The sequence below is a fragment of the Sphingobium sp. MI1205 genome (genome assembly GCF_001563285.1).
In the GTDB taxonomy this organism is placed as follows: Bacteria; Pseudomonadota; Alphaproteobacteria; order Sphingomonadales; family Sphingomonadaceae; genus Sphingobium.
The window spans coordinates 85,766-106,674 of the sequence record NZ_CP005189.1; the positions used below are offsets into that span (position 1 = coordinate 85,766).

Here is a 20,909-nt window from a genome sequence, read left to right on the forward strand (position 1 = left end):
CATGTTCGCAGGACATCGAATGTCAGCGTCGGCCACATCGTTGGCCGCAACCTCTTTGCTCCCTCGGGTCGCACTCTGGGAGAGAAGCACAGCGTCCCAAAGACCTATCTCCCCACCACGGGGCGCTGTGCTTCATTCTTTTTCCTGTAACGACGTCGGCCGTGCTTCTGACGGATCGCGGATTGCGCCATCGAGATAGGCGGACAGCCGGTCAACCGCCTCAGGCGGGAGGTGGAGGCCCAGCTTGCTGCGGCGGAAGAGAATATCCTCCGCCGTGCGTGCCCATTCCTTGCTGACGAGATAATCGACCTCCGCCCGCGTCAGGTCGCCGCCGAATGTCTCGCCCAGATCGTCGAGACCCTGCGCCCTGCCAAGCAGCTGTGGCGCCCGCGAGCCATAAGCGTGGGCGAGGCGGCGCAGCAAAGCGCCGGGCAGGGCGGGATATTGATCCCCCAGCCTGCTGACCAGCGCATCGATGTCGCCTTGCGGCATGTCTCCGCCGGGCAACTTTGATTCTCCTGTCCACGCGCCGCAGGTTTCGATGCCTTGCGAGGCGAGGAGATTGAGGGCCTGCTCGGCAAGCCTGCGGTAAGTGGTGATCTTGCCGCCGAATATGCTGAGCAGCGGGGGGCCGTCGCTATCCAGATCGAGGACGTAATCCCGTGTGACGGCAGAAGCCCGCCCGGCCTTGTCATCATGGAGCGGACGGATGCCCGCATAGGACCAGCGAATATCCTCCCGTGTAGGTGTACGCGCGAAATAGCGGCCCGCTGTGTCGAGCAGATAGCGGATCTCTGCATCGTCGATCTGCGCCTTTCCGGGCGGGCCGGTCCAGTCCTCCTCCGTCGTGCCGATCAGGGTGAAGCGCCCTTCATAGGGGATGGCAAAGACGATCCGGCGATCGGCATTTTGCAGCGTGAAGGCGTGATCGCCTTCATAGAGGCGCGGCACGACGATATGACTGCCTTTGACCAGGCGAACGGCCCGCTCGCTGTGAAGGCCCGCTCTGCCGATGACATCGCTTACCCACGGTCCGGCTGCGTTGACGAGTATGCGGGCGCGGACTTCCTGCTCGCCCCTGGCATCGGCGATCCTGGCGCGCCAGAACGCGCCCTCGCGACGCGCGTGCAACAGACGGGTGCGGGTACGGACGAGCGCGCCACGTTCGGCAGCGTCGAGCGCGTTCAGGACGACCAGCCGACTGTCATCCACCCAGCAATCCGAATAGAGGAATGCGCGGCCCCGGCGGTCGGCCAGCCCGTCGCCGAAGGGAGAGCGATCCAGCGCCACTGTCCGGGTGGCGGGCAGCGCCTTGCGTCCGCCCAGATGATCGTAAAGGAAAAGGCCGAGCCGAACCATCCATGCGGGGCGCGGAGAGAGGGTCTGAGGCAACAGGAAACTGAGCGGCCAGATGATGTGCGGCGCCATGCGCCACAGCCGTTCCCGTTCGATCAGGGACTCGCGCACCAGGCTGAACTCGCCATACTCAAGATAACGCAGTCCGCCATGGATCAGCTTGGTCGATGCGGACGATGTGTGGCCGGCAAGGTCATCCTGCTCGACGAGCAATAGTCTGTAACCCCGTCCGGCGGCGTCGCGGGCGATGCCGGCGCCATTGACGCCCCCGCCCACGACCAGCATGTCCAAGTCAGCCGGGGGGCCTTCATCCTTTTCATCAAGCCTCGGCCCCGACAGGTTTTTCATGACAAACCATATTATCGCATAATTGGCCGAGCGATATAGCGGCCACCATATCCGGATCGGTCTTGGCTCTCGGATGTTAGCTCTCATGCAGAAGGGAGTGAGCATGGCAGCACAGGACACCGATAGGGGCCGATCAGCGCAACGGCCGCGGGATATGCCGAAGGCGGCGTGGCGCGACATATTGCTACGGACCTGGAATGAAAGCAGCACCGATAATGTCGGCCTGGTTTCCGCCGGAGTTGCCTTTTATGGTTTCCTCGCCTTCGTGCCGACATTGGCTGCGCTCGTCCTCTGTTATGGGCTGCTGGCCGATCCATCGACGATCGCCGATCATCTGCGGTCGTTGTTCCAACTGCTGCCGGAAGAAGCCGCCCGGCTTATCGGTGAACAGTTGCTGTCCGTCATCAACACAAGCGCCGACAAGAAGGGCTTTGGCCTGCTCGTGTCCCTCACCCTGTCCATCTATGGGGCGATGAACGGCGCCAGCGCGATCGTGAAGGCGGTAAACATCGCCTATGACGAAGAAGAAAGCCGCAGCTTCATCAGGCTGACGGCGCTGGCCTGTCTGATCACCATTGGCCTGTTGGTCACGGCTGTTATCGCGATTTTCGCCATTGCAGCGCTCGCATTTATGGAACAGCTGATGCCGGGCGCGCCGGGCATCGTGACGACGGCAATCCGCATCGGCTTCTGGCTGTTGGCCGCACTTGCCGCCAGCATGATCGTCAGCATGGTCTACCGCTACGCTCCCGACCGGCATCGCGCGCAATGGCGATGGCTGACGCCGGGATCGGTGTTGGCGACGGTGGGCTGGCTAGCGGTGAGTCTTGGATTTGGCGTCTATGCGTCGCATTTCGGTAACTATGGCGCGACCTATGGGGCGTTGAGCGCCGTAGTCGTCACGCTGATGTGGCTGTATCTGTCGGCCTATATTCTGGTTCTGGGCGCGGAACTGAACAGCGAGATCGAGCATCAAACCGCGGAGGATACAACCATCGGCCGGCCAAAGCCGATGGGCGAGCGCCGTGCCTATGTCGCCGATACCATTGGAGCCGTGCCATAATGATTTGTCGGTGGGCTTTAGACGTTAAATCCCGGCCTGAACGATGCGACAGTCAGCGGCGGATCATGGCGGACGCCATAGCCTTGAAGGCTGTCTCCATCTGGCCTGCTATCGGCTGATCCACTGCGACGTCCCGCATCGCGTCGCTCATCGCGCTGATCCACTGCTCTGCGGTGATCGCATCGATTGCAATGGGCGCATGGGCGGACATCATGCATTTGCCGGGATGAGCATCGAACCAATCGCGTGGTCCGCCCAGCCAGCCGGTCAGAAATCCGGCAAGCGATTCCCGCAGGGGCCGAAGATTGTCGGCATGCAACGCCCGCAGTTCACGATAGGCGGGCACGCTATCCATCAGGTCATAGAAACGATCGACGATGCGCCGTACGCCTTCTGCTCCCCCGACCGCTTCGAAGGGGACGACGCGCGCCTCAGCCTGCGTCATCCACGGCGCCCTTTCAACGCGTCTTCGATCGACACGCCCGCAAGCACTGCCATGAAGGTGAGCAGGGCGACGACAACAAGCAGATCATAATGGGTGCTGATAAGGTCGGTCATTAAAGGTCTCCTTTCTACCCAGACTATCGCGATCCTGCCGCTGCGGATTTGATGGCCGTCAAAATGGGGAACCATGTTTTGATAAATGCCCGACCTCGTTCAGGCATCGGGATTGGCGCTCGGACTGCGACCCCGCATCTTGCGTCTCTCGCAAAGGACAAGGTGGCACAGCCCATCCTTGTCGGGCGCCCTGACCGGCTTGCGCTGCCAGGGCGGATTCCAGTTGAGTGGAATGGAGCCGCAGAAGCTTGCGGGCGAAGGCGTGCGCTGCGGCGTTTGCCCGGCCGAAAGCCCCGCAGCGGCAGAGGCGGCCAGCATCCAGCCGCTATATCGCACGGCTGAATCGCCCCTCTGCGGGGACGAGATAGGTGTCGAAACAAGCCGCGACGCTGCGGGCATAGGGCAGCCCTTCCGCTGTCAGCAGAATGCGGTCCCCGGCCATGCGCGCCAGACCAAGATCAATGAAGGGCGACAGGTCGACTACGGGCTGGGTGACGCCGATGTTAGCCTCGCCCTGACAGAGAAGATTTTCGATGATGCGGCCCCGGCGGCGGTCTTCAGGCGTCCGGTGCGTTCCGCGCGTGGCCGAAAGCTGGCCCTGCTCGACCAAGTTGCGCCACGGCCCCGCCTGCTTTTCATTCTGAACGATCAGGTCGGGAAACTGACTGATCGCGCTCGCGCCAAGGCCCAGCAGGATTTCGGCCGGATCATCGGTGAAGCCTTGGAAATTGCGGTGAAGCCTTCCCTCACGCGCGGCGCGGGCAAGGCCGTCCTCTGGCAATGCGAAGTGATCGAAGCCGATCGCCTGATAGCCCGCCGCGACCAGCATGTCATGGCCCTGCGCCGCCATATCGAAGCGGGTGGAAAGGTCCGGCAGAGCGGCGGCGTCGATCCGGCGCTGGCGCGGTAGCATCCGCGGCATATGGGCATAGCCGAACAGAGCGATCCGCGCAGGCTTCATGCCGATGCTCGCCTCTATCGTGGAGGTGAGATCCTCGATCCGTTGGCCGGGCAAGCCGTACATCAGGTCGAACCCGACTGCGATGCCAGCTTTCGCCAGCTGATCGACGGCGCGTTCGACCAAGTCGAGCGGCTGGATGCGGCCGATGCGGGTCTGGACATGCGGCGTAAAGGTCTGGACCCCCAGATTGACCCGATCAATGCCCGTCGCCGCCAGGGTTGCGACCCATTGCGCATCGAGCCGACGCGGGTCGAGTTCGACGGAAATCTCTGCACCGCCAGCATCGAAGCACAGAAATAGCTGCTGTAGCAGGCGCACAAAATCGACGCGCGGCAGCGAATTGGGACTGCCACCGCCAAAGGCGATCCTGACGACATGACCCCGCTGGTCCAGATGCCGGGCGACCAGCGCGATTTCCCGCTCCAGCGCTTCGACATAGGCTGTCAGGCGTTGGGCGCGATTGGCGGCGCCTGTATTGCACCCGCAATACCAGCAGATGTCATGACAGTAGGGAATGTGGAGATAGAGGGAAATGTCGGTGCCGCGCTGCACCGCGTCGAGCCGCGCACCCAGATCGGCCGCGCCCACTTCGCTGCTGAATTGGGCGGCAGTGGGATAGCTGGTGTAGCGCGGCACTGACCGGGCGAGCAGATCGGGATGATATGTCCACATGACCATCCCGATCCCATGACGGGCGGCGCAGCACATTGAGCAAGGTCAAATCTCCAATTGTGCAGGATCAAAGCGGCGCGTGCAGCGCTCGGGCAAAGGGGGGTCTCCAACAACAGGGTGGAGATATGCCTATGACATTCAGGAAAATTCTGCTCGGTGCGGTCGCCATGGGCGCGCTGGCGACGGGTCCGGCGCAGGCGGCGCAGGGCGATGTGCTGGTCCGGCTGCGCGGTATCATGGTCGCGCCCAATGAAAAGAGCGGCAGCGTGCTTCCCGGCTTTCCTGGTGAAAAGGTGAAGGTGGATGACAGCGTGATGCCGGAAATCGACATCAGCTACATGGCCACCGACCATATCGGGTTCGAGCTGATCGCCGCGACCACCAAACATGGCGCCAGCGGGCGTACCGGCACGACCGGATCAATCGGCAAGCTCGCCTCTACCTGGGTTCTGCCGCCGACGCTGACGGCGCAATATCATTTCCTGCCGGACGCAAAAATCCGCCCCTATGTCGGCGCGGGGATCAACTATACGCTTTTCTATAATGAAAAGGCGTCGAACGCACTGGAAAGCGCAGTAGGCGCCACCCGCGTCCATATGTCCGACAGCGTCGGCTGGGCAGGTCAGGCTGGCGTCGATATCGACCTGAACGACCGGCTGTTCCTTAATCTGGACGTCAAATATATCGACATCGACACCAAGGTACGGCTGACCACCGGTGCCGCTGGCGTGCAGCGCGTCAAGGTAAGCCTTGATCCCTTCGTCTTTGGCGTCGGCATCGGCATGAAGCTGTAATGATCGATGGCGGCGGGGCGTGGTTGCACGCCCCGCCGCTTCATGCTGACGCCAACGCCTTCACCACGAAGGGCAGGCGCTCGCCATCCGGTCCTGTCAGGGTGAGATAGCTGCCGGGCATGATCGCGTGCGTGTTCAGCCGGAAAATCCTTTCGTCATCCTCATCGCCCTTTTCATAGGACAGCGTCCAGCCCGCGGCGGTATGGAGCAGACAACCATGATGATCTGGCTCATTCGGCCAGAAGCGGCGAACCGTCGCCAGTTCGGGATGACGCCGATACTCATGTTCGTCGATCAGGCCATCTGGCCCCAGCGGCAGCCGCAGCACATAGCTGCGCGCGGCCGAACCGTTGGGAAAGGCATGCGTGCGTGCGAGTTCAAGGCGTATCGTCGTCCATGTCATATCCTACTCAATCCGATTCCCAGGTGGGAAAGGATATACGGACTATCCCGGATGGCGGTGATGTATCCGCCCGTCATAACCGTGGGGACAGTTATGCCTGCCGGGAGACGTAGGATGAAATCGGTTCTGCTGCATATTCGTGACGATCTGGGCGCGGAAAGCCGTCTGCAGGCGGCATGCGACATCGTACGCGCAACGAACGGGCGCATTCACTGCGTTCAGGTGACCGCGATGCCCGACTTCATCGGCGCCGACATGTATGGCGGCGCCGCAATCGCCCCGGAAGTCATGGCCGAATTGCGCGAAGAAGACGAAAGGACGCGGGGGCAGGTCGAGGATCGGTTGCGCCGCGAAGGCGTGAACTGGGAATGGACACATATGGATGGCGACGTCATCCATGGGCTGCTTTCCGCCGCTACACTGGCCGATGTCATCATCGTCACTCTACCCGAACGCAGGAGCAACCATGTCAAGGATCCGCTGAACCTCGCCGGTGCGCTGGCACTTGGCGGGCGGACGCCTGTTCTGGCGATGCCGCAGACGGCGAAATCCTTGCCCCTTTCCGGGGTCGCCGCGATCGCCTGGGACGGATCGCAGGAAGCATCGGCCGCGTTGCGGCTTGCATCGCCGCTTCTGAAGCTGGCCGAGCAGGTGCATATAGTGTCCGTCGAAGAAGCGGGGAAATATCCATTCCCGGCGACGCAGGCATGCGAATATCTGGCGCTGCATGGTATCCGCTCGGAACTGCACAGCGTCTCGCCGGACGGGCGGACGGTCCCGCAGGCGCTTGAAGCCAAGATAGCAGGGCTGAAGCCTGATTGGATCGCGATGGGTGCATTCGGCCACAGCCGCATGCGGGAATTCGTCTTTGGCGGCGTAACGCGCACCATGCTCGACGCGGCTCGGCTGCCGCTCTTGCTGGCCCACTGAAGAATCGGCATTGTGCGGGAATGGGCGTTTCGGATGATGAAATTGATGGCTTGAGCGCACGCGAACACAGCTTGGAACAGGCGTTGCTGGGATCCATCCTGGCGACCGTTCCCGACGCGCTGATCGTCATCGACATGAGGGGGCAGATCATTTCGTTCAGCGCCGCAGCGCAGCTCATGTTCCAATATGCCGAAAGCGATGTGCTGGGCGAGAATATCTCCATGCTGATGCCGTCCCCAGACCGGGAGCGGCATGACGGCTATATCAACCATTATCTCGGCACCGGCGAAAAACGGATCATCGGCATCGGGCGTCTTACCAGCGCGCGGCGGCGGGATGGGTCCGTTTTCCCCATCGAGCTGTCCGTTGGCGAGGTGCATGATCAGGGTAAGCGACTGTTCACGGGCTTCATCCGCGACCTGACCGAACGGCAACAGGCCGAAACGCGCGTCGCCGACCTGCAGGCCGAACTGGCCCATGCGAGCCGTGTGACCGCCATGGGCACGCTGGCATCGGCGCTGGCTCACGAACTGAATCAGCCTTTGACCGCGATCGCCAACTATCTGGAGGCGGGGCGCGACATGCTGGACAGCGACCAGCCCATCGACCGCGAGCTGCTGCGCGAGGCAATGGCGGAGAGCGCGGCCCAGGCTCTTCGCGCTGGCGAGATCATCCGTTCGCTGCGCGAGTTCATCAAGCGCGGGGAAACCATGCGCCAGCCTGAACCGTTGCGCGGCCTGCTGGCGGAAGGTACGGCCTTGGCCTTCATTGGCGCTGACAGCCGGGGCATCGACATGGACATCAGCGTCGACCGGCGAGTGGACGAGGTTTTCGTCAATCGCGTCCAGCTGCAACAGGTAATCATCAATCTGGTCAGAAACGCTGTTGACGCAATGGCGGACAGCCCCGCCCGGATCCTGCGCCTGTCCGCCGCTCCCGCAGAGGATGGCCGCGTGGAAGTTGTGGTATCCGACAGCGGTCCGGGCCTTGATCCCGACATGTCGCGAACGCTGTTCACCCCCTTCACCACCACCAAGGCGTCGGGTATGGGTGTCGGACTGTCCATATGCCAGACCATTGTGGAAGGGCATGGCGGGCGTATCTGGGCCGAACCGTCCCAATGGGGCGGAGCGGCCTTTCATTTCACATTGGACATAGCGGACGGAGCATGAGCGAACCCTATCCCATCTATGTCGTGGATGATGATGACGCGATCCGTCGGTCGCTGTCCTTCATGCTCAAGACCAGCGGCTATGCGGTGCAACTGTTCGCGGGCGGCGTCGAGTTTCTTCGCGACGCAGCCGATCTGGCCTCCGGCTGCGTGCTGCTGGACGTAAGGATGCCGGAAATCGACGGGCTGGAGGTGCAGCGCGAATTGCGCGCGCGCGGTATCATGCTGCCGGTTGTGATCATGACCGGTCATGGCGACGTCGACATGGCCGTGAGCGCGATGAAAACCGGGGCAAGCGACTTCATTGAAAAGCCGTTTGAAAAGGCGGCGTTGCTGGGATGCGTGGAGGCGGCGCGGAAACTGTCGCTCGCGGATCGGGGCGCCAGCGCCCGCGCGCAGGATGCCCGCGCTCGCCTTAACATCCTCACCGAACGAGAGCGTGAGGTGTTGGACGGGCTGGTCGAGGGGCTGCCGAACAAGACAATCGCCTATGATCTGGGCATCAGCCCGCGCACGGTGGAAATCCATCGCGCCAACCTGATGCACAAGCTGGAGGTAAAAAGCCTCGCTGAAGCGCTGCGCATCGCCTTTCATGCGTCGCAGGATTAGCGACCTAGGGATAATTACGGATAGGTCTGCGCCGCAGGCAAGGGCAGGCAAGGCCTATGAACATGCAATTTGATCTGGCGCAAATCGCGCCCGTTAAAACAGCACCCGACGCAGGTTGCGGCGCTCAATATTGCGACCGCTGCGAAGTGCGCGACCGGGCGATCTGCGCGGACCTTGGAGCGACGGACCGGACTACGCTCAACCGTATCGGTCGGCGTGTCGCCCTGAAGACTGGGCAGACCGTCATGTGGGAAGGCGACAGTTCGACGCTGGTGGCCAATGTGATTGAAGGCACGCTGAAACTGTCCACATCGACCGCCGACGGCCGCGAACAGATTGTTGGCGTCGTCTATGCCTCCGACTTCATCGGGCGTCCATTTGGATCTTACACACCGCATAGCGTGACGGCGCTGACCGATGCGCGGCTATGCCTTTATCCACGAGGCGCTTTCGACGGCTTCGCGCGGGAACATCCGGCGCTGGAGCATCGGCTGTTGCAACGGACGCTGGACGATCTGGACCGGACACGCGCCTGGATGCTGCTGCTCGGCAGGAAGAATGCGCGGGAAAAGGTCGCCACTCTACTGCTCGACATGCGCAATCGTGTGCAGGCGGACGCGCAGGGAACGATCGAATTGCCCCTGTCCCGGCAGCAGATCGCGGACGTTCTGGGGCTGACGATAGAGACCGTGTCCCGACAGGTTACAGAGTTGAAACGCGAAGGCGTGATCTCGCTTTTGGGCCGCCGGGGCGTGCGAATCTGCGATGTCGAGCAGTTGGAAAGCATCGCAGAGGGCGAGTGACGGCACATCTGCTGGCATGATGCGGCCACGACGTCCCACCGAATAAGGACATTCCCCTACATACTGCCCGCGTCCGCTTTGACAGGGATCAATGCGTAATGCGGGCTTCGCGAGCATCGGAAGCCGCAAGCCTTTGGTGGGGAAATCCGATGGATCAATTGCTGTTGAAGACGGGCAGCTGGTTTGTGTTGGCGTTGCTGGCATTTCTTGCGGCCCTGGGGGCGGTGGACTCCGGTTTTGCGGTGCATATGGGCATCATCTGCGCGGCGGCTCTGACTGCTGCGGTGCTGACCATGCGGCATGCCGATTATGAAGCGATCGCGCGCGGGTTGCTGAAGATGCCTGCTGATCCGGGGAAATATGACGATGATCCGATCCGCTGGGGCGTGATCGCGACTGTATTCTGGGGCTTGGCGGGCTTTCTCGCCGGGCTCTACATTGCCTTGCAACTCGCCTTTCCGGCTCTCAACCTTGGGCTGGAATATACCAGTTTTGGCCGATTGCGTCCGCTGCACACATCGGCGGTGATCTTCGCCTTTGGCGGCAATGCGCTTATCGCGACCAGCTTTTACGTGGTGCAGCGTACATGCCGGGCGCGGCTGGCCTTCCCGGCGCTCGCGCGCTTCGTCTTCTGGGGTTATCAGCTGTTCATCGTGCTGGCGGCGACCGGCTATGTGCTGGGCATCACTGAAGGCCGCGAATATGCCGAGCCCGAATGGTATGTGGACCTGTGGCTGACGATCGTCTGGGTCGCCTATCTCGTCGTGTTCGGCGGCACCATCCTGCGCCGCAGCGAACCGCATATCTATGTGGCGAACTGGTTCTATCTCAGCTTCATCCTGACGATTGCGATGCTGCACATCGTCAACAATCTTTCCATGCCTGTCAGCCTGTTGGGATCCAAGAGCTACAGCGCATTCGCGGGCGTGCAGGATGCGCTGACCCAGTGGTGGTACGGGCATAATGCCGTCGGTTTTTTCCTGACGGCCGGCTTTTTGGCCATGATGTATTATTTCGTGCCCAAGCAGGCGGAGCGGCCAGTCTACAGCTACCGCCTGTCGATCATTCACTTCTGGTCGCTGATCTTCCTTTATATTTGGGCGGGCCCACATCACCTGCATTACACCGCGCTGCCCGACTGGGCGCAGACGCTGGGCATGGTCTTTTCGGTCATGCTGTGGATGCCCAGCTGGGGCGGCATGATCAACGGCCTCATGACGCTGAACGGCGCATGGGACCGCATCCGCACCGATCCGATCATCCGCATGATGGTGATGGCATTGGCTTTTTACGGCATGTCGACCTTTGAAGGGCCGATGATGTCGGTGAAGGCGGTGAACAGCCTGTCGCACTATACCGAATGGACCATCGGCCATGTGCATAGCGGCGCGTTGGGATGGAACGGGCTCATCACCTTTGCCTGCCTTTATTATCTGACGCCTCGGTTGTGGAAGCGGGAACGGCTTTATTCGCTGCGTCTGGTGAACTGGCACTTCTGGCTCGCGACGCTGGGTATCGTCCTCTACGCCGCGTCGATGTGGGTCGCGGGCATCATGCAGGGGCTGATGTGGCGCGAATATGGGGCTGATGGTTACCTTGTCTACGCCTTCTCCGAAGTCGTGAGCGCCATGTTCCCCATGTACGTCATTCGGGCTGCGGGTGGTCTGATGTACCTCACTGGCGCGATCATCATGGCCTGGAACATAGGCAAGACCATCGCGGGCAGTCCCCTGCGGGAAGAAAAGCCGATGAACGACGCTGCCTATGACGCCGCCGCAGACCGGCCGCTCGTCACCCAACCTGCCTGAGGGAGTAACCGAAAATGGCAACCAAATTCTTCGACCATGGCAGGCTGGAACGGAATGTCTCTCTTCTGGGCATAGCTGCCCTCATCGTAGTCGCCATCGGCGGTATCGTAGAGATCGCGCCGCTGTTCTGGATCGACAATACGATCGAGAAAGTGGAAGGCATGCGCCCTTACACGCCGCTGGAGCTGGCGGGCCGCAACATCTACATCCGCGAGGGATGTTATAATTGTCATAGCCAGATGATCCGGCCATTTCGCGACGAAACGGAACGCTATGGCCATTACAGCCTCGCCGCCGAAAGCATGTATGACCATCCCTTCCAATGGGGGTCGAAGCGCACGGGGCCGGACCTTGCCCGCGTGGGTGGACGATATTCGGACGAATGGCATGTCCAGCATCTGAAAGACCCGCGCGCGGTCGTGCCGGAATCGATCATGCCCGGCTATGCCTTCCTCGCAGAGCGCAGGTTGAAGCTGCCCGACATGCGCAAGGATCTGGCCGCGCTCAACAATGTCGGCGTGCCCTATACTGAAGATGACATCGCCAAGGCCAATGACGACCTGAAGGCGCAGGCCGATCCCGATGCGGATGCGGGCGACCTCATCAAACGCTATCCCAAGGCGCAGGCGCGGGATTTCGACGGCAATCCCGGCCAGTTGACCGAAATGGATGCGTTGGTCGCCTACCTCCAGATGCTGGGCACGCTGGTCGATGTGGACAGCGCCAGGCCGCAGGAGGTCGAACGATGAGCTATGACGCCCTGCGCCATTTCGCCGACAGCTGGGGGCTGGTCTTCATGGCCTTGCTCTACCTCGTCCTGATCGGCTGGCTCTTCCTGCCTCATGGGCGACAGCGCAGCGGCGAAGCCGCACGCGCCATCTTCGAAGATCAGACGGAGGCCGACAATGGCTGACGACAAGCGTATCGACGCCGCGACGGGGACCGAAATCAAGCATCATGAGTGGGACGGCATCCAGGAACTGGACACGCCGCTGCCGCGCTGGTGGCTGTGGACCTTCTATGCGACGATCCTGTTTGCGATCGGCTATATGGTCGCTTATCCGGCCTGGCCGATGATCGACCGGGCGACCGGCGGGCTGCTGGGCTGGTCGAGCCGAGGGGCGCTGGACAAGGAACTTGCCGCCCGCGAGCAGCAGATGGCGCCAATCCGTCAGGCGATCGCCGACACGTCCGTCACCGTCCTGCCGCACCGCCCCCAACTGATGCAGGCGGCAATCGAGGGTGGACGCGCGGCTTTTCGCGTGCACTGCGTGCAGTGCCATGGATCGGGCGCGGCGGGATCAAAGGGCTACCCCAATCTCAATGACGACGATTGGCTGTGGGGCGGTGATCTTGCCGCCATTGAAAAGACGATCGCCGATGGCGTGCGCAACCCGGATCATCAGGCGACGCGGCAATCGCTGATGCCTGCTTTCGGCAAGGATCAGCTGCTGACGGCTGCGCAAGTGGATGACGTCGTGGCGCATGTCCGGGCGATCAGCGGGCAGGACAGGGCGAACGCCGCATCGCGGCGTGGGGCAAAGCTGTTCGCCGACAATTGTGCCGTCTGCCATGGCCCGAAGGGCGCGGGCGACCGGACGGTCGGCGCGCCGAACCTGGCCGACGCCATCTGGCTCTATGGCGGGGATACGGACTCGATCCACGATACGGTGTGGAACAGCCGTCATGGCGTGATGCCGCGATGGGACGATAAGCTGGACAAGGTGACCGTCCGAATGCTGGCGGCCTATGTCCACAGCCTGGGCGGGGGCGAGACCAGGCCGGAAACCCTGACAAAGCCGGGCGGCTGAGCCATGTTGATGACAGGATCGCCATCGCTCTACGAAAAGCGCAAGGGTGTTTATCCCAAAGCGGTCGATGGCTTCTATCGCCGTCTCAAATGGGCGGTTATGGTTGTGACGCTGGCCATATATTGGGGCACGCCATGGCTGCGGTGGGATCGTGGCCCTTACGCACCCGATCAGGCGGTGCTGGTCGATCTGGCGAACCGCCGATTTTACATGTTCTCCATCGAAATCTGGCCGCATGAATTTTACTATGTGGCTGGCTTGCTCATCATGGCAGGCGTCGGCCTGTTCCTGGTGACGTCGGCGGTCGGCCGCGCCTGGTGCGGCTATGCCTGCCCGCAGACGGTATGGACCGATCTCTATCAGCATGTGGAACGCTTTATCGACGGCGACCGCAATGCGCAGGTTCGGCTGGCCAACGCGCCATGGAGCCTCCCGAAGATCGTCCGGCGGCTGGCGAAATGGGCGGTGTGGCTGGTCATCGCCTTCCTGACCGGGGGCGCGTGGATTTTCTACTTTGCCGATGCGTCGACATTGCAGCAGCAATTCTGGACCGGCACGGCCGCACCCGTTGCCTATGGCGCCGTCGCCGTGCTGACGGCCACCACCTTCATCCTTGGCGGCTTCATGCGCGAGCAGGTGTGCATCTACATGTGCCCCTGGCCGCGCATACAGACCGCGATGCTGGACGAAAAATCGCTGGTCGTGACCTACAAGCATTGGCGCGGCGAAAAGCGCGGGAGCCTGAAGAAAGCACAGGCCGCGCCGGACATTTATGGCGATTGTATCGACTGTAACCAGTGCGTCGCAGTCTGCCCCACCGGCGTCGATATTCGTGAAGGTCCGCAGATCGGTTGCATCACCTGCGCGCTATGCGTGGATGCGTGCGATGCCGTGATGGCGCAAATCGGAAAGCCGCGCGGCCTGATCGACTATTGCACGGAAGATGATGCGCTGGCCGAGCAGAAAGGCGGCGCCCCTCGTGCCGTGCTCAACACGCTGCTGCGGCTGCGGACCCTTGCCTACTTCGCCCTGTGGATCGGCGTCGGCGCGGCGATGCTCTTTGCGCTGGGCGTTCGCACACGGCTCGACATCAGCGTGCAGCAGGATCGCAACCCGATTTTCGTGCGTCTGTCGGACGGGACGATCCGCAACGCCTATACGATAAAGCTGCGTAACATGGAGGCGCGACCGCGCCGGATGCAGGTCAGCGTAACCGGTTTGGCCAATGCGAAGATGTGGACCGATGCCGGTTCGCGCGAGCAGGCGAGCAGCGCCCTGACCACGATGGTCGCCGCCGACAGCGTGGAAAAGCTGCGCGTCTTCCTGCTGCTGCCCTCGGCAGGCCCAGTGCGGGAAGATTTCGCCTTCACCGTGCGCGCCACGGACCGCGAAGGCGGCGGCGACAGCGAACCCGCCCGATTTGAAAGGCCCTGAACGCATGACCGACGCCCGCAAGTCCACCCGCGCCTTCACCGGCTGGCACATGACGGCGATTCTTGTTGCCTTCTTTGCCGTCATTTTGGCCGTCAACATGCTGATGGCGACCATCGCCGTGCGGTCCTTCGGCGGCAGGGTAGTCGAAAACAGCTATGTCGCCAGCCAGAAGTTCAACGGATGGTTGGCGCAGGCGAAGGCTCAGGAAAGGCTGGGCTGGCGCGACGAGGTGACGCTGGACCCGGCGCGCCGCGTGACGATGAAGCTGAACGTCACTGGCGCAGGAGTGACGGCGTTGGCGCAGCATCCGCTGGGCCGCGCGTCGGACATGGCCCTGCATCTGCATGAGGCTGGACCCCGCGTCTACGTTAGTGACAGACCCTTGCCGGTCGGCAGATGGCAAGTGCGCTTCGACATTCGCCATAGCGGTGGCGAGGAACATCTGCTGCGGGAGGTGAAGTGATGGCCAGCCGACCGCAGCCTTTTGCAGAAACATCTGTCGAGGCGAAGGAAAGTCTGTTCGCGGTGCCGGGAATCCACTGCGCTGGTTGCCTGTCCAAAATTGAAAATGGGCTGCTGCTGACCCCCGGCATCCTGACGGCGCGCGTCAACTTGGGGGCGAAGCGGGTCGCGATCCGCCATGATCCCGCACTGATGCCGCCCGAACTGAAGGCGGCCATCCTGGCGCTTGGCTTTGAAGCGGAACCGCTGGCGGATCCGGGCCTGGACGTTGCAGCGGCCGAAAACCGCGCGCTGGTCCGCGCGCTGGCGGTCGCAGGCTTTGCGGCGATGAACATCATGCTGCTGTCGGTGTCCATCTGGTCAGGCGCGGACGGGGCGACGCGGACGATGTTCCACTGGCTGTCCGCGATGATCGCGCTGCCCACCGTCGCCTATGCGGGCCAGCCCTTTTTCCGTTCAGCCTGGGCGGCGCTGCGGCGGAAGCGGACGAACATGGATGTGCCAATCAGCATAGGCGTGCTGCTGACAACGGCGATGAGCCTGTTCGAGACGATTACCGGCGGGGAGCATGCCTGGTTCGACGGGGCGGTAATGCTGCTTTTCTTCCTGCTTGCCGGACGATGCCTGGACGGGATGATGCGATCGCGCGCGCGCGCCGGCGTCGCAGCCCTGCTGAAACAGACAGCGCCCGGTGCGATGGTGCTCGATGGGAAGGGCCACAGCCAATGGACCGCCGCCAGCGCCCTGCGCCCGGGCATGAGGATGCTGGTCGCGGCAGGCGAAAGGCTGGCGGCCGACGGGCGCGTGGTTGAGGGCGAAAGCGGGGTCGATCTTGCCTTCCTGACGGGCGAGAGCGCGCCCTTGCGGGTTCATGCCGGAGATATGGTGCAGGCCGGATCGATGAATGTGGAAGGTCCGCTCACGGTCGATGTGACTGCGGCTGGCGCCGACACGGTGATCGCCGACATCGCCCGCCTGATGGAAGAGGCGGGGCAGGGCAGGTCGCGCTATGTTCGTCTCGCAGACCGGGCGGCACGCTATTATGCACCTAGCGTCCATCTGCTCGCTGCGCTGTCCTTCGCGGGATGGCTGATTGCGGGCGCGGGCGTGCATCAGGCCCTGCTGATTGCGGTTGCGGTGCTGCTCATCACCTGTCCCTGCGCGCTTGGCCTCGCCGTCCCGGCGGCACAGATCGTGGCCTGCGGCGCGCTGATGCGGCGGGGCGTGCTGGTGAAGGACGGGTCCGCGCTGGAACGGCTCGCCGAAGTCAGCGAGGCTGTGTTCGACAAGACGGGCACGCTGACGCTCGGTCGGCCGATGCCGCAGAATCTCGATCGCCTGACGGCCGAAGATCAAGCCATCCTTCTGGCGCTGGCGCGGGGATCGCGCCATCCGCTCAGCATGGCGTTGCGACAGGCGCTGGAAACGGACGGCGTGGTTCCGGCCGCGCTTGGCCCTGTCCGCGAAGTCGCGGGACAAGGCGTTTTTGCTGAATATAGGGGCATGCCGGTAGCGCTGGCGCGGCCCGACAAGGTCGTCAGCCTGGCCGGGCTTGCCAGCGAGTACCGGCGCGGCGACCAGGCGCTGCTGTTGTCCTTCACCGACGCGCTGCGGCCCGATGCCGTCGAGACGCTGGACGCGCTGCGCGGGCTGGGCGTCAAGACGCTGATCGCCAGCGGCGACCGGCCAGAAGCGCTGGAGGACATCGCCCGCGCAACCCGGACCACCGCGATCGGCCATATGCGCCCCGCCGACAAGCTGGCCCTGATCGACCGGCTGCGGCGACAGGGTGAGAAGGTGCTGATGATTGGTGACGGGTTGAATGACGGTCCAGCGCTTGCCGCGGGGCATGCCAGCATGGCACCTGCATCCGCCAGCGACGCGAGCCAATTGACAGCGGACGCGGTATTCCTGGGCGACCGGCTGACGCCCGTGGCGCTGGCCGTGAGGACTGCGCGCAGGACGATTGCGGTCGTGAAGCAGAATTTCGCGCTCGCCATCGGCTATAATGTGCTTGCCGTGCCGCTCGCCATCGCGGGGCAGGTTACTCCGCTGGTCGCCGCGATTGCCATGTCGACCTCCTCGCTGATCGTCATCGCCAATGCCTTGCGTCTGAAGGGAGCCGCGAAGTGACCGGCCTTGGCCTGCTCATCCCGATTGCTCTGGTTTTCGGCCTGCTGGGCCTTGCCGCTTTCTTCTGGGCGTTGCGCGATGGGCAGTTCGACGACACCGATGGTGCAGCGGTTCGTATATTGATCGACGAGGACTGACGGCGATCGCGAACACAATAAAGGCGCCCGGCCCAATCGGATCGGGTCTTGCTCGTCGCGGACTTCCTAGCCGTTGGCGAAATAGCCGTCCCAATCGCCTTCAACGACGAACGACGGCGCGGCGTGGACCTATGGTCGTAACGGCGTGCAGGCCTTTTGCGAGACGGACCTGATCGTCGATGGCCCGCTGGGCGGGGGACCGGTGCTAGAATTCGATTATATCTCCGGCCATGCCGAAAATATCATGTCGATTTCCAAATATACGCGCTCAGCCCGATTGCAATTTGCCTTCGGGGTGGATCAGGCCGTTGCCGCGCAAGACGACCAGATGCGGCGCCGGGCGGCCGATTCCCGATCCTCCCGGCGAAGCGCGTCGATGATCTTGTCACATGCGCGGGCATGCGCTTCGTGGGCGCTTCGTTTTTCGGAACAGGCAGCGCGCAGCGCATTGTCCAGCGCCATCGTCCGAGTAACTTTCAAAGATTCAATCGGGGTCATATATTATCTGCGCCCATAGGGAGGTGGCTGGCGCGCGAGGTGAGAGGGGGATCGTTTCACATCCCCGGAGATCAGCTTGGACTTCATCAACACGCGCAGGGTGTCGGCATCCCTCGGGTCAAGCATCACTGCCCGCGAACCACCTGAAAGAAGCGGTTCGATAGTGGATACCCGCAAAGCATGCTTTTTGCACAATTCCTCGATTGTGGCGGGCACTTCGAGAATGTGGACGGCGCGGCTCATGCGGATTTCTCCAATGCCACGAAGGGGGTGCAACCGAAGGGCGTGGAACCATCCGGCCGTTGCGAACGATATGGCAGCCGGTGGTCGCGAATGCGGCGGGCATAGCCTTGGGCGAGGCCGTGATGGGCCGTCCGCGCCGCTGGGCAGGAAGCAAAATCCGCACGCAAAATTTCTTCCTGCTCGCGACGCAAAAGATAGTTCAGATCTTCCAATGAAATGCTCCTCATATTTCAAACGGGAGCACGATTGTCTCTCAGTTACGCGCATACTCTAGAGAGTTCGGCATAATAAATCGGACATAGCATCATGCATCTTAATTGTCGCGCCTTTAAATTATATTCATAGTTCCCGCCTTGTTGCCAGCGAGCATGGCATTAAAAAAGGCCTCCTCCTCAATCAAGAGAAGGAGACCCTGCAATCCGATCCGACAGCCTGTTTTTCGGCCGCGTATCAACGATCCGCGGTTGACGTCGATGATCGACACATTGATCCAACGACCATCAGCAGAGAGGAGCATGGGGACACGCCGCCATGCTCCTCGGATTCACCCAACAGGGTGTGCGGAGAAATAGAAGCGCGGCGTGACCCGACGGGGAGCTTGAAGAGGCGGTCGTCATCGCCCAATTAGGACATCATCATCCCGTTCCAGCCAAGAGTTGCCATGACCGCCGCCAATCCCCTGCTTGCCGATCACGACCTGCCTGACTTCGCCGCTATCGAAGCGGCCCATGTGGTTCCCGCCGTCGAGGAGGCGATAGAACAGCATCGCGCCGCCATTGCCCGGATCACGGCTTGCGACGCCGACGATTTCGACGCTGTCATATTGGCGGCGGAACGGGCCGATTTCCTGCTGTCGCGCACATGGTCGCCGATCGGCCATCTGGCATCGGTCGCCGACACGCCCGAATTGCGGGAAGCGCATGCCGCCGCCCAGGCGCTGATGACCGCCTATCTGATGGAAGCCGGGCAGAATCGCGACCATCATGATGCCGTGGCGCGCGTGGCGGCTCGGCCCGATTTCGCCGATCTGCCCCCAGCGCGCCAACGGGCGGTCGAGCTCGCCCTGCGCGGTTTCCGCCTGGCCGGCGTCGCTCTGGAGGGCGAGGCGCGGCAGCGTTTCCTGGACATCGGCGTCGCGCTCAGCGACCTTAGCACCCGTTTCGGCAATGCCGTGCTGGACGCGACAGAGGCCTGGAGCGAGCATGTGACCGACGAAGCGGCGCTCGCGGGCGTGCCCGATAGCGACAAGGCGATCCTGGCGGCCTATGCGCAGGAAAAGGGGTTGCCGGGGTGGCTGGTGACGCTGCGGCAGCCGAGTGTTCTGGCGATCCTGCTGCATGCCGACGATCGTGCCCTGCGCGAACGGGTCTATCGGGCCCATAATATCCGCGCCTCCGATCAGGCGGACGATCCGACCCATGACAATAGCGAAAGGATCGACGCGATCATGGCGCTGCGCCATGAAGCTGCGCAGATACTCGGCTTTGCCGATGCGGCTGCGCATTCGCTGGAAACCAAGATGGCGGCCGATGCCGACGAAGCGCTCGCTTTTCTTGCCGACCTTGCCCAGCGCGCGCGACCGGTCGGCGAAAAGGAGCTTGCGGAGGCCCGCGCCTTTGCCGCCGAACATTTCAACCTGTCCGAACTGCTGCCCTGGGATCTACCCTATGTGGCAGAGGCGATGCGCCGCACCCTGCATGGCGTCGATCAGGAAGCGTTGAAGGCCTATTTCCCCTTGCCCCGCGTTCTTGCCGGGACACAGGGGCTGATCGAGCAATTGTTCGGCGTTCGCCTGATCGAGCGGGCAGGTGTTTCCACATGGCATCCCGACGTTATCTTCTACGACGTTCTGGACGCCAGCGGAGAGATCGTCGCGGGGGTCTATCTCGACCTGTTCGCGCGCGCGGGAAAGCGGGGCGGGGCATGGATGGACGTTTGCCGATCCCGCTTTCGCGATGCCGATCGCTTTCACCGGCCGGTCGCCTATCTGACCACCAATTTCGCGCCGCCCGCTGGCGACCGTCCGTCGCTGGTCACGCATAATGATGTGGTGACGCTGTTCCACGAATTCGGCCATGTGCTGCATCACCTGCTGACCGAGGTCGATCTGCCTTCGGTCGGCGGCATTTCCGGCGTGGAGTGGGACGCGGTCGAGCTGCCCAGCCAGTTCATGGAGAATTTCGCCTGGGAAAAGGACAAGCTGATCGGCTTGTCAGGCCATGTCGACAGCGGTGAGCCGTTGCCGGAGCCGTTGTTCGACCGACTTCTTGCCGCGCGCCAGTTTCAGGCGGGGCTGGCTTTGCTGCGCCAGATCGAGTTTGCGACCTTCGACCTGCTGCTGCACCGTGACTATGACCCGGCGCAGGGTGCGCGCGTGACGCAGATGCTGGAACAGGTGCGGGCGGCGGTGGCGGTGCTGCATCCTCCCGCATGGAATCGTTTTGCCCATGCCTTCAGCCATATCTTCGCGGGCGGCTATGCGGCGGGCTATTATTCCTATCTGTGGGCGGAGTTGCTGTCGGCGGACGCGTTCGAGATATTCTCTCATGCCGATGTGCCGGGGGCAGGGGCGACGGCGTTTCGCCGCGAGATCCTGGCGGCAGGGGCGAGCCGTCCCGCGGCGGAAAATTTCCAGGCATTCGCAGGTCGCCCGCCACAGGTCGACGCGCTGCTGCGTCTACGGGGGCTTGCGGCCTGACAGCAGTGAAGGAGCCT

22 protein-coding genes are annotated in these 20,909 nt (G+C 62.6%); 15 read left to right on the forward strand and 7 right to left on the reverse strand.

Features of this window, described 5'->3' with window-relative positions:
* Positions 1-132: 132 nt before the first annotated feature.
* Entirely contained in the window at positions 133-1,704 is a 1,572-nt protein-coding gene (locus K663_RS16860; RefSeq protein WP_062121217.1) for a glycerol-3-phosphate dehydrogenase, read from the reverse strand.
* A gap of 103 nt (positions 1,705-1,807) precedes the next feature.
* Between K663_RS16860 and K663_RS16865 the strand changes: the two genes are divergently transcribed.
* The gene (locus K663_RS16865) at positions 1,808-2,767 is read left to right on the forward strand and encodes a YihY/virulence factor BrkB family protein (RefSeq protein ID WP_062121645.1); all 960 of its coding nucleotides are present in this window, start codon (positions 1,808-1,810) and stop codon (positions 2,765-2,767) included.
* A 52-nt stretch (positions 2,768-2,819) separates the two neighbouring features.
* Here the strand turns inward: K663_RS16865 and K663_RS16870 are convergent, their stop codons facing one another.
* The 3 genes from K663_RS16870 to hemN form a co-directional block, all read right to left on the reverse strand.
* Positions 2,820-3,212, reverse strand: coding sequence for a group II truncated hemoglobin (locus K663_RS16870; RefSeq protein WP_062121219.1), 393 nt, complete (start codon positions 3,210-3,212; stop codon positions 2,820-2,822).
* Between the two features lie 212 nt (positions 3,213-3,424).
* The gene (locus tag K663_RS16875; RefSeq protein ID WP_063619079.1) at positions 3,425-3,661 is read right to left on the reverse strand and encodes a hypothetical protein; all 237 of its coding nucleotides are present in this window, start codon (positions 3,659-3,661) and stop codon (positions 3,425-3,427) included.
* Positions 3,651-4,958: an oxygen-independent coproporphyrinogen III oxidase gene (gene hemN, locus K663_RS16880; RefSeq protein ID WP_062121646.1), complete on the reverse strand. Its 1,308-nt coding sequence runs from the start codon at positions 4,956-4,958 to the stop codon at positions 3,651-3,653. Before hemN ends, K663_RS16875 begins: the two co-directional genes overlap by 11 nt.
* Positions 4,959-5,089: 131 nt before the next feature.
* Here hemN and K663_RS16885 point away from each other — a divergent pair, with 131 nt between their 5' ends.
* Positions 5,090-5,752 carry an OmpW/AlkL family protein gene (locus tag K663_RS16885; RefSeq protein ID WP_062121223.1) on the forward strand — a complete coding sequence of 221 codons (663 nt, stop codon included), beginning with the start codon at positions 5,090-5,092 and terminating at the stop codon, positions 5,750-5,752.
* A 40-nt stretch (positions 5,753-5,792) separates the two neighbouring features.
* Here the strand turns inward: K663_RS16885 and K663_RS16890 are convergent, their stop codons facing one another.
* Positions 5,793-6,155, reverse strand: coding sequence for a hypothetical protein (locus K663_RS16890; protein ID WP_062121225.1), 363 nt, complete (start codon positions 6,153-6,155; stop codon positions 5,793-5,795).
* A 114-nt stretch (positions 6,156-6,269) separates the two neighbouring features.
* Here K663_RS16890 and K663_RS16895 point away from each other — a divergent pair, with 114 nt between their 5' ends.
* The 12 genes from K663_RS16895 to ccoS all read left to right on the forward strand — a co-directional run bounded on the left by K663_RS16895 (position 6,270) and on the right by ccoS (position 17,453).
* Positions 6,270-7,085 (forward strand): universal stress protein, encoded by an 816-nt coding sequence (locus tag K663_RS16895; protein WP_062121226.1) that lies wholly within the window; start codon positions 6,270-6,272, stop codon positions 7,083-7,085.
* A 20-nt stretch (positions 7,086-7,105) separates the two neighbouring features.
* Positions 7,106-8,257 (forward strand): sensor histidine kinase, encoded by a 1,152-nt coding sequence (locus tag K663_RS16900; RefSeq protein WP_062121227.1) that lies wholly within the window; start codon positions 7,106-7,108, stop codon positions 8,255-8,257.
* Complete coding sequence (gene fixJ / locus K663_RS16905; RefSeq protein ID WP_062121228.1) at positions 8,254-8,865, forward strand: response regulator FixJ; 612 nt, start codon at positions 8,254-8,256, stop codon at positions 8,863-8,865. The genes K663_RS16900 and fixJ overlap by 4 nt, the downstream gene beginning before the upstream one ends.
* A 56-nt stretch (positions 8,866-8,921) precedes the next feature.
* Positions 8,922-9,668: a Crp/Fnr family transcriptional regulator gene (locus K663_RS16910; RefSeq protein ID WP_062121229.1), complete on the forward strand. Its 747-nt coding sequence runs from the start codon at positions 8,922-8,924 to the stop codon at positions 9,666-9,668.
* A gap of 149 nt (positions 9,669-9,817) precedes the next feature.
* A complete protein-coding gene (gene ccoN, locus K663_RS16915; RefSeq protein ID WP_062121230.1) occupies positions 9,818-11,476 on the forward strand; it encodes a cytochrome-c oxidase, cbb3-type subunit I in 1,659 nt (552 codons plus the stop codon).
* Positions 11,477-11,490: 14 nt separating this feature from the next.
* Positions 11,491-12,225: a cytochrome-c oxidase, cbb3-type subunit II gene (ccoO, locus tag K663_RS16920; protein WP_062121231.1), complete on the forward strand. Its 735-nt coding sequence runs from the start codon at positions 11,491-11,493 to the stop codon at positions 12,223-12,225.
* The gene (locus tag K663_RS16925) at positions 12,222-12,389 is read left to right on the forward strand and encodes a cbb3-type cytochrome c oxidase subunit 3 (protein WP_062121232.1); all 168 of its coding nucleotides are present in this window, start codon (positions 12,222-12,224) and stop codon (positions 12,387-12,389) included. The genes ccoO and K663_RS16925 overlap by 4 nt, the downstream gene beginning before the upstream one ends.
* Entirely contained in the window at positions 12,382-13,287 is a 906-nt protein-coding gene (ccoP, locus tag K663_RS16930; protein ID WP_062121233.1) for a cytochrome-c oxidase, cbb3-type subunit III, read from the forward strand. The genes K663_RS16925 and ccoP overlap by 8 nt, the downstream gene beginning before the upstream one ends.
* A 3-nt stretch (positions 13,288-13,290) precedes the next feature.
* Entirely contained in the window at positions 13,291-14,721 is a 1,431-nt protein-coding gene (gene ccoG, locus K663_RS16935; RefSeq protein WP_062121234.1) for a cytochrome c oxidase accessory protein CcoG, read from the forward strand.
* A 4-nt stretch (positions 14,722-14,725) separates the two neighbouring features.
* The gene (locus K663_RS16940; RefSeq protein ID WP_062121235.1) at positions 14,726-15,184 is read left to right on the forward strand and encodes a FixH family protein; all 459 of its coding nucleotides are present in this window, start codon (positions 14,726-14,728) and stop codon (positions 15,182-15,184) included.
* Entirely contained in the window at positions 15,184-17,316 is a 2,133-nt protein-coding gene (locus K663_RS16945) for a heavy metal translocating P-type ATPase (RefSeq protein ID WP_062121236.1), read from the forward strand. The genes K663_RS16940 and K663_RS16945 overlap by 1 nt, the downstream gene beginning before the upstream one ends.
* The gene (gene ccoS, locus K663_RS16950; RefSeq protein ID WP_062121237.1) at positions 17,313-17,453 is read left to right on the forward strand and encodes a cbb3-type cytochrome oxidase assembly protein CcoS; all 141 of its coding nucleotides are present in this window, start codon (positions 17,313-17,315) and stop codon (positions 17,451-17,453) included. The genes K663_RS16945 and ccoS overlap by 4 nt, the downstream gene beginning before the upstream one ends.
* A gap of 501 nt (positions 17,454-17,954) precedes the next feature.
* Here ccoS and K663_RS23415 read toward each other — a convergent pair.
* Together K663_RS23415 and K663_RS23420 are read right to left on the reverse strand one after the other, a co-directional pair.
* Positions 17,955-18,194: a hypothetical protein gene (locus tag K663_RS23415; RefSeq protein ID WP_083535985.1), complete on the reverse strand. Its 240-nt coding sequence runs from the start codon at positions 18,192-18,194 to the stop codon at positions 17,955-17,957.
* Positions 18,191-18,406: a hypothetical protein gene (locus tag K663_RS23420; protein WP_235589596.1), complete on the reverse strand. Its 216-nt coding sequence runs from the start codon at positions 18,404-18,406 to the stop codon at positions 18,191-18,193. Before K663_RS23420 ends, K663_RS23415 begins: the two co-directional genes overlap by 4 nt.
* Before the next feature lie 449 nt (positions 18,407-18,855).
* On the opposite strand from K663_RS23420, the gene K663_RS16965 reads away from it, so the two are divergent.
* Complete coding sequence (locus tag K663_RS16965) at positions 18,856-20,892, forward strand: M3 family metallopeptidase (protein WP_062121240.1); 2,037 nt, start codon at positions 18,856-18,858, stop codon at positions 20,890-20,892.
* Positions 20,893-20,909 lie beyond the last annotated feature (17 nt).